Annotated in this window: 8 protein-coding genes and 1 tRNA gene; 1 reads left to right on the top strand and 8 read right to left on the bottom strand. The window is 74.5% G+C overall.

The features are described from left to right. The first annotated feature begins 4 nt into the window (after window positions 1–4). Window positions 5–1,693: a bifunctional 3'-5' exonuclease/DNA polymerase gene (locus ACZ6ZN_RS22685; RefSeq protein ID WP_469648798.1), complete on the top strand. Its 1,689-nt coding sequence runs from the start codon at window positions 5–7 to the stop codon at window positions 1,691–1,693. 85 nt (window positions 1,694–1,778) lie between these two features. Here ACZ6ZN_RS22685 and ACZ6ZN_RS22680 read toward each other — a convergent pair whose 3' ends face one another. The 8 genes from ACZ6ZN_RS22680 to topA all read right to left on the bottom strand — a co-directional run bounded on the left by ACZ6ZN_RS22680 (window position 1,779) and on the right by topA (window position 16,156). Next, on the bottom strand, window positions 1,779–4,193 hold the full coding sequence (locus tag ACZ6ZN_RS22680; protein WP_469648958.1) for an AfsR/SARP family transcriptional regulator: 2,415 nt from the start codon (window positions 4,191–4,193) through the stop codon (window positions 1,779–1,781). Window positions 4,194–4,551: 358 nt separating this feature from the next. Then, on the bottom strand, window positions 4,552–5,697 hold the full coding sequence (locus ACZ6ZN_RS22675) for an RNA polymerase sigma factor (RefSeq protein WP_469648955.1): 1,146 nt from the start codon (window positions 5,695–5,697) through the stop codon (window positions 4,552–4,554). 8 nt (window positions 5,698–5,705) lie between these two features. Further along, entirely contained in the window at window positions 5,706–6,113 is a 408-nt protein-coding gene (locus ACZ6ZN_RS22670) for a YciI family protein (protein ID WP_398109341.1), read from the bottom strand. Window positions 6,114–6,281: 168 nt separating this feature from the next. Further along, a tRNA-Thr gene (locus ACZ6ZN_RS22665) sits at window positions 6,282–6,358 on the bottom strand. Between the two features lie 107 nt (window positions 6,359–6,465). Next, window positions 6,466–8,094, bottom strand: coding sequence for an alpha/beta hydrolase (locus ACZ6ZN_RS22660; RefSeq protein WP_469648795.1), 1,629 nt, complete (start codon window positions 8,092–8,094; stop codon window positions 6,466–6,468). A 134-nt stretch (window positions 8,095–8,228) separates the two neighbouring features. After that, window positions 8,229–9,434 carry a DNA polymerase III subunit delta' gene (locus tag ACZ6ZN_RS22655; RefSeq protein WP_469648794.1) on the bottom strand — a complete coding sequence of 402 codons (1,206 nt, stop codon included), beginning with the start codon at window positions 9,432–9,434 and terminating at the stop codon, window positions 8,229–8,231. 456 nt (window positions 9,435–9,890) lie between these two features. Continuing rightward, window positions 9,891–13,136, bottom strand: a complete 3,246-nt coding sequence (tmk, locus tag ACZ6ZN_RS22650) for a dTMP kinase (RefSeq protein WP_469648792.1) — start codon at window positions 13,134–13,136, stop codon at window positions 9,891–9,893. A gap of 176 nt (window positions 13,137–13,312) precedes the next feature. Beyond that, complete coding sequence (gene topA, locus ACZ6ZN_RS22645; protein WP_451876251.1) at window positions 13,313–16,156, bottom strand: type I DNA topoisomerase; 2,844 nt, start codon at window positions 16,154–16,156, stop codon at window positions 13,313–13,315. Window positions 16,157–16,273: the final 117 nt, after the last annotated feature.

Genomic DNA, 16,273 nt, shown 5'->3' with positions numbered 1-16,273 from the left:
CCGCATGACCGACCGGTGGGCGCTCGCCCCGGCCGAGGACGGCGGCGTCGAGGTCGCCCCCCTCGGTCCGGACGGGCTGCCCGCCGGGCCGGTGCTGCGGGAGGCGGATCCCGCCGCGGCCGTGCGGAGCCGTCCCGGGGTCACGCGGTGGGTGTGGCGGTCCACCGCCGAGGTCTACCCGCGCCTGCTCGCCGCGGGGGTGCGGGTCGAGCGGTGCTACGACCTCGAGGCCGCCGAGACCCTCCTCCTCGGCCACGAGGGGCGGTACGGGGAGCCCCGTTCGGCCGCGGCCGCCCTGGCCCGGCTGCGCGGCCTGCCCGTGCCGCCCGATCCGCCGCAGCGGTCCGCCGCCCCGGGCGCCCAGTCCTCCCTGTTCGAACCCCAGGGCGTGCCCCTCCCCCTGGCGGACCTCCTCGCGGTCTACGCCGAGCAGCAGCGCCGGCACGGACGCGCCGAGCACCCGGACCGGATGCGACTGCTGACGGCGGCCGAGTCGGCGGGCATGCTGGTGGCCGCCGAGATGAACCGGGCAGGGCTGCCCTGGAGCGCCGAGGTGCACCGGGCCGTGCTGCACGACCTGCTCGGCGAGCGGTACGCGGGCGGCGGCGAACCGCGCCGTCTGGCCGAACTGGCCGACGAGGTGTCCACGGCGTTCGGCCGCCGCGTCCGCCCCGACCTGCCGGCCGACGTGGTCAAGGCCTTCGCTCAGGCCGGCATCAAGGTCGGCTCGACCCGCCGCTGGGAGCTCCAGTCGGTCGACCACCCGGCCGTGAAACCCCTCATCGAGTACAAGAAGCTGTACCGCATCTGGGTCGCCCACGGCTGGTCCTGGCTCCAGGACTGGGTGCGCGACGGCCGGTTCCGGCCCGAGTTCCTCGCGGGCGGCACGGTGACCGGGCGCTGGGTCACCAACGGCGGGGGCGGCCTGCAGATCCCCAAGGTCATCCGGCGGGCCGTGGTCGCCGACCCCGGCTGGCGGCTCGTCGTCGCCGACGCCGACCAGATGGAACCGCGCGTCCTCGCCGCCATCTCCCGCGACCCCGGCCTGATGGAGGTGGCCGGGCGGGAGAGCGACCTGTACCAGTCCGTCTCCGACCGGGCCTTCTCCGGCGACCGCGACCAGGCCAAGATCGCCGTGCTCGGCGCGGTGTACGGGCAGACCTCCGGGGACGGCCTGAAGAACCTCGCGGCCCTGCGCCGCCGCTTCCCCCGCGCCGTGGCCTTCGTCGACGACGCCGCCCGGGCCGGGGAGGAGGGTCGCCTCGTGCGGACCTGGCTCGGCCGGACCTGCCCGCCCGCGGCCCGGGGCACGGAGGACGGCACCGAGGAGGCGGGCATCCCGGCGGCCGACGAGGAACAGCCCGGGTCCACGCAGTGGCTGCCCGGGTACGCCTCCACCGACGCCCGCGCCCGCGGCCGCTTCGCCCGGAACTTCGTCGTCCAGGGCAGCGCGGCCGACTGGGCGCTGCTGCTGCTCGCCGCGCTGCGCAGGACGTGCGCGGGCCTGGCCGCCGAGCTGGTCTTCTTCCAGCACGACGAGGTGATCGTGCACTGCCCCGAGGAGGAGACCGGCGCGGTCGTCGAGGCGATCCGCGAGGCGTCGGCCCTCGCCGGACGGCTGACCTTCGGCGAGACCCCGGTGCGGTTCCCGTTCACGACGGCCGTGGTCCAGTGCTACGCGGACGCCAAGTGAGGGGCGGGCGTCGCGCCGCAGCGACGGCGGGACGCCGGAGCGGGCCAGACCGGCGACTCGTCGCGATGTTCCGCTCCGTCCCGCCTCACCCGCCCGGCTCCCGGGCGAAGTCCCGCACCAGGTCGTGCGGCGTGTAGCGGCCGTACGCCGTCTCCTCCAGGAGCGCCACGTCGCACAGGCGGTCCAGCGCGGCCTCGGTGCGACGCGCGTCGAGACCGGTGAGAGGGGCGAGCTGCCCGGCGCTGCAGGCGGGCAGGCCGAGCGCGCCGATGCGGCGCAGGACGAGGGCCGCGTCCCGGTCGGCCGTGCGCTCGGAGGCGGTGAGCGCGTCGTACGTCACCGCCAGGGAGCGCCGCACGCTCAGGTCGTCGTACTCCAGGTGCCGCAGACGCTCCCTCCCGTCGGCCAGTTGGCCGGCCAGGCGCTCCGGCGTGAGGGCCGGGCGTGCGGCGAGCCGGGCGGCGACGATGCGCAGAGCCAGGGGGAGGCGGCCGGTGCGTGCGACGAGGAGCCGGGCCGCTCGCGAGGTGCCCAGGTCCTCGCGCCCCGAGGCGACACGCAGCAGTTCGGCGCTCTCCTCCTCCGACAGGGGCGCCAGCGGGAAACGGGCCGCTCCGTCGAGGGCGGTCAGCGGCGACCGGCTCGTGACGAGCACGGCGCATCCGGCGCCGCCCGGCAGCAGGGGCCGTACCTGCGCGGCACTCGCGGCGCCGTCCAGCACCAGGAGCGTGCGGGTGGAGGCGAGCAGGGAGCGCAGCAGGGCGGACGCGGCATCGGGGCACGCGGGGACGCGGCAGGGCTCGACACCGAGGTCACGCAGCAGCACGGTAAGGGCCTGGCCGGTGCTGAGCGGCGTTCTGCCCGGGGTGGCGCCGTGCAGGTCGAGATGAAGCTGGCCGTCGGGGAAACGTTTCGCCAGAGCATGCGCCACCACCAGCGCGAGTGCGCTCTTGCCGACCCCGGCCATCCCGCTGACCACCACGGTGGGGCAGGGCCCGGCGTCGGCGAGAGTGCGGCGGAGGGCGTCGCGCACGGAGAGGCGGCCGGTGAAATGGAGTGGGGCGGGAGGCAGTTGCGCGGGCCGGGGTGAGGGGCGGGGCGGGACGGCAGCAGGTGGTGCGGGCGCGGCGGGGCGGTCGCCGGGGCCGGGGCTGGTGCCGGGGCCGGCGGACGGCGGTGGCGAGGGCCTGTCGGCCGCCGGGTCCGGGAGGGGGGCGGATGGAGACGCGGAGGGGGACACGGCAGGGCGGTCGCCGGGGCCGGTGGACGCGGACGGCGGGGTGGCAGCACGGCCGGTGACGGGGGCGGGCGAGTGGGGCGGTAGGGCAGCATCGCCGGTGGCAGGGGCGGGCGGGTGCGACGGCACGGGGGTACGACCGGTGACGGGGGTGGGCGAGTGGGGCGGCAGGACAGCACCGCCGGTGGCAGGGGCGGGCGGGTGCGACGGCAGAGCAGCACCGCCGGTGGCAGGGGCGGGCGGGTCCGACGGCAAGGCAGCACCGCCGGTGACGGGAGCGGGCGCGTGCGGCGGCAGGGGACCATGGCCGGTGACGGGGGCGGGCACGTGCGACGGCAAGGCAGCACCGCCGGTGACAGGAGCGGGCGCGTGCGGCGGCACGGGGGCATGGCCGCTCGGGTCGGCGGCGCCCCGCAGCACCTCCACGTGCGCCGCCCGCACCCCCGGCCCGGGCTCGATGCCGAGCCGGTCGACCAGGCGGGTGCGCAGCTCGGAGTGGACGGCCAGGGCCTCGGCGCGGCGGCCGGTGCGGTGCAGGGCGAGCATCAACTGCCGGTGGTACGCCTCGCGCAGCGGATACTCGTCCGCCAGCACCGCGAGTTCCGGGACCAGTTCGTCGAGGCGTGGGCCGCCCAGCGCCAGTTCGGCGTCGTAGCGCCACTCCAGGAGCAGCAGCCGGGCCTCACGCAGCCGGTGCGTCAGGGCGTATCCGCCGACCTCGGGCGGCAGCCCGGCGAGCGGCGCGCCACGCCACAGGGCGAGCGCGGCCTCGACCTCCCGCACCACGCGCACCCGCTCGTGGCACAGGTGCGCGGCCCGGGCGGCCGCCACATGGGTGTCGAACACGTCGACGTCCAGCTCGCCCTCGCCGACCCGCAGGACGTAACCGGACGGCACCGTCCGCAGCCGCGCCGGATCGTCGAGCAGCCGCCGCAGCCGGGCCACGTGGTTGTGCAGCGAGGCGTGGGCGGAGACGGGCGGGGCGCCGCCCCAGAGCGCGTCCTTGAGCGCGTCGACGGAGACGACCCGGCCGGCGTCCAGGAGCAACGCGGCCAGCAGGGCACGCGACTTGGGGCTCCGGACGACCCGGGCTTCTCCCGGGCCACCTTCCCGGGCACTCCCCGGCTCACCACCACGGGCACCCCCCGGCACACCGCCACGGGCACCACGGGCACCCTCCGGCACACCGTCACGGGCCGCTCCCGGCTCACCGCCACGAGTGCCGTCGAACAGCGCCGGTGGCCCGAGCAGCCCGAACCGCATCACCGCTTTGCCTCCCCCGTGCCCGTACCCCTGACGCGATCCTGTTCCCGGACCGCGGCTTTCCGCCACGTCCGTCGGTGCGGTCACCCCGGCACGGCCCCTTGTCCGGGCCGTTCTCGATCTTGGTTCGGCGACTTCCGGCCAATCGACGAACGACGCTACGGCGAACCGTTGGCCACATGTTAGCGATCGGTTGGCAAGGTTTGATGTGATCACCTCATCGGATCCGGCCCGGGGGCGCGCGCGTATGGACGCGCAACTCGGGGGAGTGCCGCCGCCGCGGCCGGATCCGGGCCCTGGCCGGCGGAGGTGATCGGCCGGGGCCCACTCTCTTTCCGACGCGGGTCGCCGGGGACCGTCACGGGCTCCGGTCGGTGTTGAGCCGGGCCGCCCGGCGGGTGAGGTGGTCCCGCTCGGCGAGGTTCGGAGCTTTCCGCGCCGCCTCCACGTACAGCCGGGCCGCCGTCGCCCGGTCGCCGTCCCGCTCGTGCAGGTAGGCGGCCACCGCGCTGTACCGGGGCAGCCCGCTGTCGAGGCCGTCGAGCGCCGCCAGACCGGCCCGCGGCCCGTCGGCCTCCCCCACGGCGACCGCCCGGTTGAGCCGGACGACCGGGTTGTCGTTCAGTCGTACGAGCTCGTCGTACCACTCGACGATCTGCACCCAGTCGGTCTCCTCGGCCGTCCGCGCGTCCGCGTGGAGGGCGGCGATCGCGGCCTGCGCCTGGTACTCCCCCAGCCGGTCGCGGGCGAGTGCCGCCTGCAGGATCCCGACGCCCTCGGCGATGAGCCGGGTGTCCCAGCGTCCGCGGTCCTGCTCGGCGAGCGGCACGAGGCCGCCGTCGGGTGCGGTCCGGGCGGCGCGCCGGGCGTGGTGCAGCAGCATGAGGGCGAGCAGCCCCCGCACCTCCGGGTGGTCGTACCCGGCCGAGAGCTGCCGGGTGAGCCGAATGGCCTCGGCCGCGAGGTCGACGTCCCCGGAGTAGCCCTCGTTGAAGACGAGGTACAGCACGCGCAGCACGGTGGCGACGTCGCCGGGCCGGTCGAACCGCACCCCCGAGACCGTGCGCTTGGCCCGGCTGATGCGCTGCGCCATGGTGGCCTCGGGCACGAGGTAGGCGCGGGCGATCTGGCGGGTGGTCAGGCCGCCGACGGCGCGCAGCGTGAGGGCGACCGCGGACGAGGGGGTCAGCGACGGGTGGGCGCACAGGAAGTACAGCTGGAGCGTGTCGTCCACCGCGGGCGCGGGCCCGGCCGGCGGTTCGTCGTCGACGAGGTCCTCCCGCCGGCGCCGGGCGGCGTCCGCCCGGGTCGCGTCGAGGAACTTGCGCCAGGCCACCGTGACCAGCCAGCCCTTCGCGTCCCGCGGAGGGTCGTCCGGCCAGACGCGGACCGCCTCGATCAGCGCCTCCTGGACGGCGTCCTCGGCCGCCGCGAAGTCGGCTCCGCGGCGGACGAGGACGGCGAGCACGCCCGGTGTGAGGCTGCGCAGCAGGACCTCGTCCATCGGTGCGGTCACTCCGTGATGGTGGGTTGGACGCCGTAGAACGGACGCACCTCCAGCCACTCGTGGATCGGCTTCCCGTCCTTGCCGGGGGCGGCCGACAGTTCCCCGGCCAGTTCGACGGCCCGCTCGTAGGTGTCGACGTCGATCACCATCCAGCCCGCGATGAGGTCCTTGGTCTCCGCGAACGGGCCGTCGGTGACCGGCGGACGCCCCTCCCCGTCGTAGCGGACCCACGCCCCCTCGGGGGCGAGCGCCTGACCGTCGACGAACTCCCCGGTCTTCTCCAGCCGGTCCGCGAAGTCCTGCATGTACTGCATGTGCGCGGAGATCTCCTCCGGCGTCCACTGGTCCATCGGCACGTCGTTCACCGCCGCCGGGGCGCCGCGGTAGTGCTTCAGCAGCAGGTACTTGGCCATGGTGCTCTCCTCAATGCGGATGCGACCCATTGTGGTCGCGCTCACCCCGGGGACGGAGCCGCCGCGGGGTTCTCGACATCGCCCGCGGAACTTTTTCCGACGCGATCACGAGACCGCCCCAGCCCATGACAAAACCCCAGGTCGGAGCATTTCCGGCCTGGGGTTTGATGGAGCCGCCTTCGGGATTCGAACCCGAGACCTACGCATTACGAGTGCGTTGCTCTGGCCATCTGAGCTAAGGCGGCGCGCTGTCCGCACTATGGTGCGATCAGCAACGACGGTAAGTCTACACAGTTTCCGAGGGTGCTCCGCACCAGCCCCGGAGGCCGGGCTTCCGGGGCCGGGAGCAGGGCTATGAGCAGCGCTTTCCGTCCGGCGGCGGGGTGCCGCGCAGCAGGTAGGCGTTGATCGTCCGGTCGATGCAGGAGCTGCCGCGCCCGTAGGCCGTGTGGCCGTCGCCCTCGTAGGTGAGCAGGCGGGCCGAGGAGAGCTGGCCGGCCAGGGACCGCGCCCAGCGGTAGGGCGTCGCGGGGTCGCGGGTGGTGCCGACCACCAGGATGGGGGCCGCGCCCTTGGCCTCGATGCGGTGCGGCTCACCCGTGGCGCCGACCGGCCAGTACGCGCAGTTCAGGGAGGCCCACGCCAGGCCCTCGCCGAACACGGGCGACGCCTTCTCGAACCCGGGCAGCGCCCTGCGCACCTGGTCGGGGGTGTCGAAGGCGGCCGGCAGGTCCAGGCAGTTCACCGCGGCGTTGGCGAACATCAGGTTGCTGTAGGCGCCGTCGGCGTCCCGCTCGTAGTAGCTGTCGGAGAGGGCGAGGAGCCCCGAGCCGTCGTTCTCCTTCATCGCCGAGGTCAGCACCTCGCGCAGTTGCTCCCAGGCCCCCTCGTCGTACATCGCCGCGATGACGCCGGTGGTGGCGAGCGACTCGGTGAGCCGGCGTCCGTCGGCGTCACCGGTGGGGGCAGGCCGCCGGTCCAGCTTGGTGAAGAAGGCCTTCAGGTTCCTGCCGACCTCCTCGGGCTTGGTGCCCGCGCCGCCCAGCGGGCAGTCCGACCGCCGGACGCAGTCCCGGGCGAAGGAGCGGAACGCCGTGTCGAAGCCCGCCGTCTGCTCCAGGTTCAGCCGCCGCGCCGGCAGCGACGGGTCCATCGCGCCGTCCAGCACCAGCCGCCCCGCCCGCTTCGGGAAGAGCCCGGCGTACGTCGCTCCGAGGAAGGTGCCGTAGGAGGCCCCGACGAAGTTCAGCTTCCGGTCGCCGAGTGCCGCCCGGACGATGTCCATGTCCCGGGCCGCCTCGACGGTGGACACATGGCGCAGCAGCCGCGGCGCGTCCGCCCCGCACCCCTCGGCGAACGTCCGGTAGGCCGCGACCAGCCCGTCCGTCTCCTTGACGTCGTCCGGCGTGGAGTCCGTCTGCGTGTACCTGTCCATGGCCGGCCCGTCCAGGCAGGTGACGGGTTCGCTGCGGGCCACGCCGCGCGGGTCGACCGCGACCAGGTCGTAGCGGGCCCGCACCTCGGCCGGGTAGCCGATGCCGGCGTACTGCTGCACGTAGCCGATCGCCGAGCCGCCCGGCCCGCCGGGGTTGACGAGCAGGGAGCCCAGCCGTGTGCCCGGCCCCGTGGCCTTCTTGCGGGCGACGGCGAGCTTCACGTCGCCCCCGGACGGCTCGGCGTAGTCGAGAGGCGCCTTGACCGTGGCGCACTCGAAGCCGGGGACGCCGCAGCCGCGCCAGGCGGGCTTCTGCCGGTAGTACGACGCGAGCGCCGCCGGGATGGCCTGCGGCAGGGCGGCCAGGGCGGCGGTGCCCCCCGCTGCCGACGCGGTGGACGTCGAGCTGCCGGAGGAGCAGGCGGAGACCAGCAGCGCGGCCGTGGCGAGCAGGCCCGCCGCCGTCCTGGCCCGGCTCCGGATCCTGCGGTGGCCGCCACGGGAGCGGGCGGCGGTGGCGGTGCGTGGGGGGCGCCATGTGTACATTCCGCGAGCGTAACTCTGCGCGACGCTCCAGATGCCCTGCGTGCGGGGCGTCGCCTCGGACGAGTGACGTCGTCAACCCGCCGGGCCCTCCGGTGGCCTCCGGAGTCCTCCGCCCTACAGCCTTCCTACCGCCGTCAGCCCGCTCTGAGTGCCATGGTCATCGCCTCGACCGCGAGCAGGGGCGCCACATTCCGGTCGAGGGCGTCCCGGCATGCTCCGATGGCCTCGATCCGCCGGAGCGTGGACTCGGCGGTGCTGCCGCGGGCGAGCCGCTCCAGGGCCTCCTCGGCGTCGGCGTTGGCGATGGCCACGCGCGAGCCGAGCTGGAGCGCCAGCACGTCACGGTAGAAGGAGGTGAGGTCGGTCAGCGCGAGGTCGAGGCTGTCGCGCTGGGTACGCGTCCTGCGGCGCTTCTGCTTGTCCTCCAGGTCCTTCATCACCCCCGCCGTGCCACGCGGCATGCGGCCGCCCTGCGCCGCACCGAGAGCGGCCTTCAGCTCCTCGGTCTCCTTGGCGTCGGTCTCCTCCGCGAGCTGCTTGGCGTCCTCGGCGGCCGCGTCGACCAGCTCCTGCGCGGCCTTCAGCGCTCCGCCGACGTCCTCGACGCGCAGCGGCAGGCGCAGCACGGTGGCGCGCCGCTCCCGGGCGGCCGGGTCGGTGGCCAGGCGGCGGGCCCGGTCGACGTGCCCCTGGGTGGCGCGGGCCACCGCGGCGGCCACGGGCGGTTCGATGCCCTCCCGGCGGACCAGCATGTCGGCGACGGCGTCCACCGACGGCGTGCTCAGGTTCAGGTGGCGGCAGCGCGAGCGGATGGTCGGCAGGACGTCCTCGACGGAGGGGGCGCACAGCAGCCAGACCGTGCGGGGGGCGGGCTCCTCCACGGCCTTGAGGACGGCGTTGGCCGACTTCTCGTTCAGCCGCTCGGCGTCCTCGACGAGGATGATCTGCCAGCGTCCGTTGGCCGGCGAGGTGAACGACTTGCGGACGGTGTCGCGCATGTCGTCGGCGAGGATCTGGGTGCCGACCGCCGCGACGGTGGTGACGTCGGCGTGCGTGCCGATCAGAGCGGTGTGACAGCCGTCGCAGAATCCGCAGCCCGGGGAGCCGCCGAGCGCACGGTCGGGGCTGACGCACTGCAGAGCCGCCGCGAAGGCCCGCGCCGCCTGGTTGCGCCCGGCTCCGGGCGGGCCGGTGAACAGCCAGGCGTGCGTCATCTTCGACGCCTCCGGCGGCGGGGCGTCGGTGGCGGCCGCCGTGACCAGGGCGTCGGCGTCCCGGGCGGCGGCGGCCAGCTGCTCGCTCACCCTCTCCTGCCCGACGAGGTCGTCCCACACGGTCATGGGTCACGCCGCCCTTCCGTCACGTTGCGCGTTGCCAGGTCCATTGTGGGGGCGGCCACTGACAGCGGCGGACGGGGCACCGCTGGTGCCGCCGCCGGTGCGGGAAGGGCCGGGCGGGGACCCGCCCCGGCACACGGGCCAGGCGGTGTCGCGTCGGAGACCGCTTACGGGTCGCGTCGCACATCCATCAGCCGCCCCGGCCCGGCCGCGCCACCGGCACGAGCCCGGCCCTCACCGGGCCGGACGGCCGAACGGACGCGCGGGGAGCGCAGCGAGCCGGCCTAGCGGCAGGGCCACGCCCGAGACGTCGAGCGCGGTCACGGCCCAAGCCTCTGCACATCCAGGCCGACGACGGCACACCGACCGCCACCTCCGGCGCGCCCGAGCACCACCCCCGGCCCGCCGGCGGCAGCGAGCCACCCCGACCCGCCGGAGGCCTCAGCCGCCGCGGAGGCCTCAACGGCCGCGGCCGCCCCGGCCCCGGCGGCCCCGGCCCTCGTCCGGCTCTTCCTCGTGCGGTCCGAGCAGTTCGTCCGCCAGCGACGGCAGGTCGTCCAGCGGTGTCTCCTCGGCCCAGTCGGACCGGCGGCGGCGCGGCGCGCCCTCCGCGTCGACCTGCGGCAGCTCGCGCGTGCGGTCCTCGCGGTCGTCGGGCCGGGCGGCCTCGTCGCGGAAGTACCCGGGCGGCACCCGGTCGTCCGGTCCGTCACCGGACACGGGCGGCAGCACCGCCGTCTCCTCGGCGTCCGGCCGGACCGGCGGCAGTACCGCCGTGTCCTCCGCGTCCCCCGGGCGGACCGGAGGCAGCACCGCCGTCTCCTCGGCATCCTGCGGAGCGGGCGGCAGCGGCAGCTCGGCCGTCACCTCGGACTCGGACGCGCCGGAGGCACCGGACGCCGGCGTCCCCGACGCGGACGCCCCGGGCGTCCGGCGCGCAGCGCGGTCGGCGGCGCTCTCGTCCCGCACGGGGCGCAGCACCGTCGTGTCGTCCGTCCCGCCGCCCGGCGTCACCACGGGCGTCGGCACGGTCGCCGCGTCCTGACCCGCCGCCGCGGCGGCGGGCCCGCGCTCGGTGGTCCTGGGACCTGCCTCGGCGGCGGCTGCCGCCGCCTCCGCGAGGCGCCGGGCCTCCTCGGCCCGCAGCAGTGCCTGCTCGGCCTTGCGCTGCTTCTCCAGGCGGAGCGCCTCGGCCTCGGCACGCAGCCGTGCCTCTTCCTCGGCCTGCTTGCGGCGGCGCTCCTCCTCGGCCTTGCGGCGGGCCTCCTCCTCGGCGCGGGCCTTCTCCTCCGCGAGCAGGCGTGCCCGCTCCTCCTCGGCCTTTCTGCGCGCTTCCTCGGCCCGGCGCCGGGCCTCCTCGGCCTGCCGTTCGGCCTCGCGGCGCTGCGCCTCCTCCAGCTCGCGGCGCTTGCGCTCCTCCTCCTCGGCGCGCAGCTTGGCCAGCTGCTCCTGGCGCTCGCGCTCCAGGCGCTCCTCCTCGGCCTTGCGGGCGGCCTCTTCCTCGGCCTTGCGGCGGGCCTCCTCCTCGGCCTTCCTGCGCGCCTCCTCCTGGGCCTTGATCTCGGCCTCGGACAGCGGCAGCACCTGGTCGAGCCGGTGGCGGATGACGGTCGTGACGGCCTCGGGCTCCTGCCCGGCGTCGACGACCAGGTACCGCCCGGCGTCCGCGGCGGCCAGGGTGAGGAAACCGGCGCGCACGCGCGCGTGGAACTCGGCGGGCTCCGACTCAAGGCGGTCGGGCGCCTCGGTGAACCGCTCGCGGGCGGTCTCCGGCGCGACGTCCAGCAGCACGGTCAGATGCGGCACGAGTCCGTTCGTCGCCCAGCGGTTGATGCGGGCGATCTCGGTCGGCGACAGGTCACGGCCCGCGCCCTGGTAGGCCACCGAGGAGTCGATGTACCGGTCGGAGATGACGACCGCACCGCGCTCCAGGGCGGGCCGTACGACGGTGTCGATGTGTTCGGCCCGGTCGGCGGCGTACAGCAGGGCCTCCGCGCGGTGGGACAGGCCCGCGCTCGACACGTCCAGCAGGATCGACCGCAGCCGCTTGCCCACGGGCGTCGCCCCCGGCTCGCGGGTGAGCACGACCTCGTGGCCCTTGCCGCGGATCCACTCGGCGAGGGCCTCGGCCTGCGTGGACTTGCCGGCGCCGTCACCGCCCTCCAGGGCGATGAAGAAGCCCCCGGCGGCGGGCGCCTGGTCCGGGTCGTCACCGCGGAGCAGGGCGTCCTTCAGGTCCTGCCGCAGCGGCACACCGGAACGGTCGTCGACCTTGGCCAGCACCAGCGCGGCGACGGGCAGCAGCAGGGCGCCGGCCAGCATCAGGGTGAAGGCCGCGCCTCCGTGGGCGAAGACGAACTTGCCGCTCTCCAGGCGGTGCGGCCCGATCCCCGCCGCCACGAGCGGGGCGACGAGGGCGCCGAGCGCCACGCTCACCCGGACGACCGCGTGCAGGTGCTCCGTCGTCCGGGGACGGCGGTACTCCTCGGTCTCCTGGTCGAGCAGCGTGTGCCCGATGTTGGCGGACATGCCCGCCCCCGTCCCGGCCAGCGCCAGGATGAGCAGCACGGTGGTGACGTCCGGGACGAGCCCGGCGGCCAGCAGCGCCACGCCGGTGAAGGCGACGGTCAGCGCCAGCAGCCGGCGCCGCGACAGCGCGGGCAGCAGGGCCGGGGCGGTGCGGATGCCGACGACGACACCGCCGGTGAGCACACCCACGAACAGTCCGTACAGCACCGGGCCGCCACCCAGGTCCCTGGCGTGCAGCACGGCCACGGCGACGGCGGCCGAGACGGCGGCGGCGACGGCCGCGCAGGCCACGACGAGCAGCGGCGTCGCGCCGGTGCGGCCCTTGTCGGCGCCGGTGCCGGTCCTCGGGCGGCGCAGGCCCTCCAGCGGCGACCGCGCGCGCGGGGTGCGCGTGCCGGGCAGCTCCAGGAAGGTCAGCACGGACAGCGACGCGGCGAAGAGCCCGGCCGCCACGTAGGAGGCGAGGGCCGCCTGGTGCCGGCCGAACCAGTCGATGCCGGCGCCCAGCGCGTTGTTGAACAGGGACGCGACGACGAGGACGAGGGCGCCGAGGGGGATCGCCACGAAGCCGGTGCGCAGCGACAGGCGGCGCAGGGCGTCCATGTGGTCGGGCAGCGGCCGGACCGTGGCGCCCTCGGGGGGCGGGGCGGGCAGCAGGGCGGGGGCCGCGCTCTCCCGGCACACCGTCCAGAACCGCTCGGCGACACCCGCGACGAACACGGTGACGAGCAGCAGGGCGGGCGCGTTGCCGGGCGTCCAGTCGATCCACAGGGGCGCGACGATGAGCAGCGCCGCGCGCAGTCCGTCCGCGCCGACCATGGTCCAGCGGCGGTCGAGCGGGCCGTCCTGCGAGGTGAGCGCGGTGAGCGGCCCGAGCAGCACGGCTCCGAACAGCAACGTCGCGAGGATGCGCACCCCGAAGACGATCGCCACTGCGAACGCCACACCTCGATACCCGCCGCCGAACGAGCCCTCGGCGACAGCCGCCTGGACCATGAGCAGGACCAGGACGAGGAGGGCGAGCGTGTCTCCCACACCGCCCACGAGCTGGGCGCTCCACAACCGCCTCAGCTGCGGACGTCGCAGCAGGGCGCGGACGGCGCGCTCACGGGAGTCCGTGACCAGTGCGTCGTCGGGGGCCGGCTGAGGGGCCGTCGGTTCGTCGGCTCGCGTCATGCGTTCAGCCTATCGGGAGCCACCGACACCACGGGCCGCCCGGTCTGGCATGCGCACGCCCCGACACCGAAGTGTTGCCGGGGCGTTCGCATTCCGAACCCGGGGCGAAGACCCGGGCCTTGGCGCCCGGATCCCCGGAGGGTTCTCACACTCTCTTCACGACAGGCCCAACGGCCTCAGTCGTCGGCCGGGTTCGCGGCGGACGCCGTCCTGGCGGCCGTCTTCTTCGCGGCGGTCGTCTTGGCGGCCGTCGTCTTCTTCGCCGTCGTCTTCTTCGCGGTCGTGGTCTTCTTCGCCGCGGTCTTCTTGGTCGTGGCCTTCTTCGCCGGGGCCTTCTTGGCCGCCTTCTTCGCGGTCTTCTTCGCCGGTCCCTTGGCCCGCTTCTCGGCGAGCAGCTCGTAGCCGCGCTCCGGGGTGATCTCCTCGACGCTGTCGCCGGAGCGCAGGGTCGCGTTGGTCTCCCCGTCGGTGACGTACGGGCCGAAGCGGCCGTCCTTGACCACGACCGGCTTCTCGCTCACCGGGTCCGTGCCCAGCTCCTTCAGCGGCGGCTTGGCCGCGGCCCGGCCACGCTGCTTGGGCTGGGCGTAGATCGCCAGCGCCTCCTCCAGCGTGATGGTGAAGAGCTGCTCCTCGGCCTGCAGCGAACGCGAGTCCGTCCCCTTCTTCAGGTACGGGCCGTAGCGGCCGTTCTGCGCGGTGATCTCCTGGCCCTCGGCGTCGGTGCCGACGACGCGAGGCAGCGACATCAGCCGCAGGGCGTCGTCGAGGGTCACCGTGTCCAGGGACATCGTCTTGAACAGGGACGCCGTGCGCGGCTTGACCGCGTTCTTGCCCGTCTTCGGGGTGCCCTCGGGGAGGATCTCCGTCACGTACGGGCCGTAGCGGCCGTCCTTGGCGACGATCGTGTGGCCGGTGGCGGGGTCGGTGCCCAGCTCGTAGTCACCGCTCGGCTTGGCGAGCAGTTCCTCGGCCAGCTCGACCGTCAGCTCGTCGGGCGCCAGGTCCTCGGGGATGTCGGCGCGCTGGTGCTGCTCGGTGTCCTTCTCGCCGCGCTCGATGTACGGCCCGTAACGGCCGACCCGCAGAACGATGTCGTTGCCCACCGGGAACGAGGACACCTCGCGCGCGTCGATCGCGCCCAGGTCCGTGACCAGTTCCTTCAGGCCGCCGAGGTGGTCCCCGTCGCCGTTGCCGGCGTCGGCGGCGGCACCGGTGACCGTGCCCTCGCCGAAGTAGAACCGCTTCAGCCACGGCACGGACTGCGCCTCACCGCGGGCGATGCGGTCGAGGTCGTCCTCCATCTTGGCGGTGAAGTCGTAGTCGACGAGCCGCCCGAAGTGCTTCTCCAGGAGGTTGACCACGGCGAAGGACAGGAAGGACGGCACCAGCGCCGTGCCCTTCTTGAACACGTAGCCGCGGTCGAGGATCGTGCCGATGATCGACGCGTAGGTCGACGGGCGGCCGATCTCGCGCTCCTCCAGCTCCTTGACCAGGGACGCCTCGGTGTAGCGGGCCGGGGGCTTGGTGGCGTGCCCGTCGACCGTGATCTCCTCGGCGGTCAGGGCGTCGCCCTCGGAGACCTGCGGCAGCCGGCGCTCGCGGTCGTCCAGCTCGGCGTTCGGGTCGTCGGCGCCCTCGACGTAGGCCTTCAGGAAGCCGTGGAAGGTGATCGTCTTGCCGGACGCGCTGAACTCGACGTCCCGCCCGTCGGAGGCGGTGCCGCCGATCTTGACGGTGACGCTGTTGCCGGTGGCGTCCTTCATCTGGGAGGCGACGGTCCGCTTCCAGATCAGCTCGTAGAGCTTGAACTGGTCACCGGTCAGTCCGGTCTCGGCGGGGGTGCGGAAGCGGTCGCCCGAGGGGCGGATCGCCTCGTGCGCCTCCTGCGCGTTCTTGACCTTCCCGGCGTACGTCCTCGGCTGCGGCGGCAGGTAGTCGGCGCCGTACAGCTGCGTGACCTGGGCGCGGGCGGCGGCGACCGCCGTGTCGCTCAGCGTCGTGGAGTCCGTACGCATGTAGGTGATGTAGCCGTTCTCGTACAGCTTCTGCGCGACCTGCATCGTGGCCTTCGCGCCGAAGCCGAGCTTGCGGCTCGCCTCCTGCTGCAGAGTCGTCGTACGGAACGGGGCGTACGGCGAGCGGCGGTAGGGCTTGGACTCGACGGAGCGGACGGCGAACCGCGTCTGCTCCAGGGCGGCGGCCAGCGCGCGGGCGTTCGCCTCGTCGAGGTGGAGGGTGTTCGCGCTCTTCAGCTGTCCCAGGGAGTCGAAGTCGCGGCCCTGCGCGACCCGCCTGCCGTCGACGGTCTGCAGGCGCGCGACCAGGGACGACGGGTCCGACGGGTCTCCGGCGCGGCCGGTCGCGAAGGTGCCCGTCAGGTCCCAGTACTCAGCCGAACGGAAGGCGATGCGCTCGCGTTCCCGCTCCACCACGAGCCGGGTGGCGACGGACTGGACACGGCCCGCGGACAGCCGCGGCATGACCTTCTTCCACAGGACCGGCGAGACCTCGTAGCCGTAGAGGCGGTCGAGGATGCGGCGGGTCTCCTGGGCGTCGACGAGCCGCTGGTTGAGCTGGCGCGGGTTGGCGACGGCGGCCTGGATCGCGGCCTTGGTGATCTCGTGGAAGACCATCCGCTTGACCGGGACCTTGGGCTTGAGCACTTCCTGGAGGTGCCAGGCGATGGCCTCGCCCTCGCGGTCCTCATCGGTGGCGAGGAAGAGCTCGTCGGATTCCTTCAGCAGGTCCTTGAGCTTCTTGACCTGCGCCTTCTTGTCGGCGTTGACCACATAGATCGGCGCGAAGTCGTGTTCGACGTCCACACCGAGGCGGCGGACCTCGCCGGTGTACTTCTCGGGCACCTCGGCGGCGCCGTTGGGAAGGTCACGGATGTGCCCGACGCTCGCCTCGACGATGTAGCCGGGGCCGAGATAGCCCTTGATCGTCTTCGCCTTGGCAGGCGACTCGACGATGACGAGTCGGCGGCCGCCCTTCGCGGTCTCGCTGGTCGGGGACAACTTCGCTCTTCTCTCCGGTCGACGCTGGGGCCTCCCCGGAGTCGTGTACCGGGGCTGGGTAGATGGTGACGCTGCGGAGTGTGACGGTACATCCCGCCCCCGTGTCAAACGGGAAAA

The sequence above is a fragment of the Streptomyces sp. NPDC053665 genome (genome assembly GCF_055585285.1).
This window is presented reverse-complemented; position numbering and strand designations above follow the sequence as displayed.

Excerpts from the sequence above, each read along its gene's own strand:
- ACZ6ZN_RS22685 (WP_469648798.1), top strand. The coding sequence starts at position 5 with ATGACCGACCGGTGGGCGCTCGCCCCGGCCGAGGACGGCGGCGTCGAG.
- ACZ6ZN_RS22680 (WP_469648958.1), bottom strand. The coding sequence starts at position 4,193 with ATGCGGTTCGGGCTGCTCGGGCCACCGGCGCTGTTCGACGGCACTCGT.
- ACZ6ZN_RS22675 (WP_469648955.1), bottom strand. The coding sequence starts at position 5,697 with ATGGACGAGGTCCTGCTGCGCAGCCTCACACCGGGCGTGCTCGCCGTC.
- ACZ6ZN_RS22670 (WP_398109341.1), bottom strand. The coding sequence starts at position 6,113 with ATGGCCAAGTACCTGCTGCTGAAGCACTACCGCGGCGCCCCGGCGGCG.
- ACZ6ZN_RS22660 (WP_469648795.1), bottom strand. The coding sequence starts at position 8,094 with ATGTACACATGGCGCCCCCCACGCACCGCCACCGCCGCCCGCTCCCGT.
- ACZ6ZN_RS22655 (WP_469648794.1), bottom strand. The coding sequence starts at position 9,434 with ATGACCGTGTGGGACGACCTCGTCGGGCAGGAGAGGGTGAGCGAGCAG.
- tmk (WP_469648792.1), bottom strand. The coding sequence starts at position 13,136 with ATGACGCGAGCCGACGAACCGACGGCCCCTCAGCCGGCCCCCGACGAC.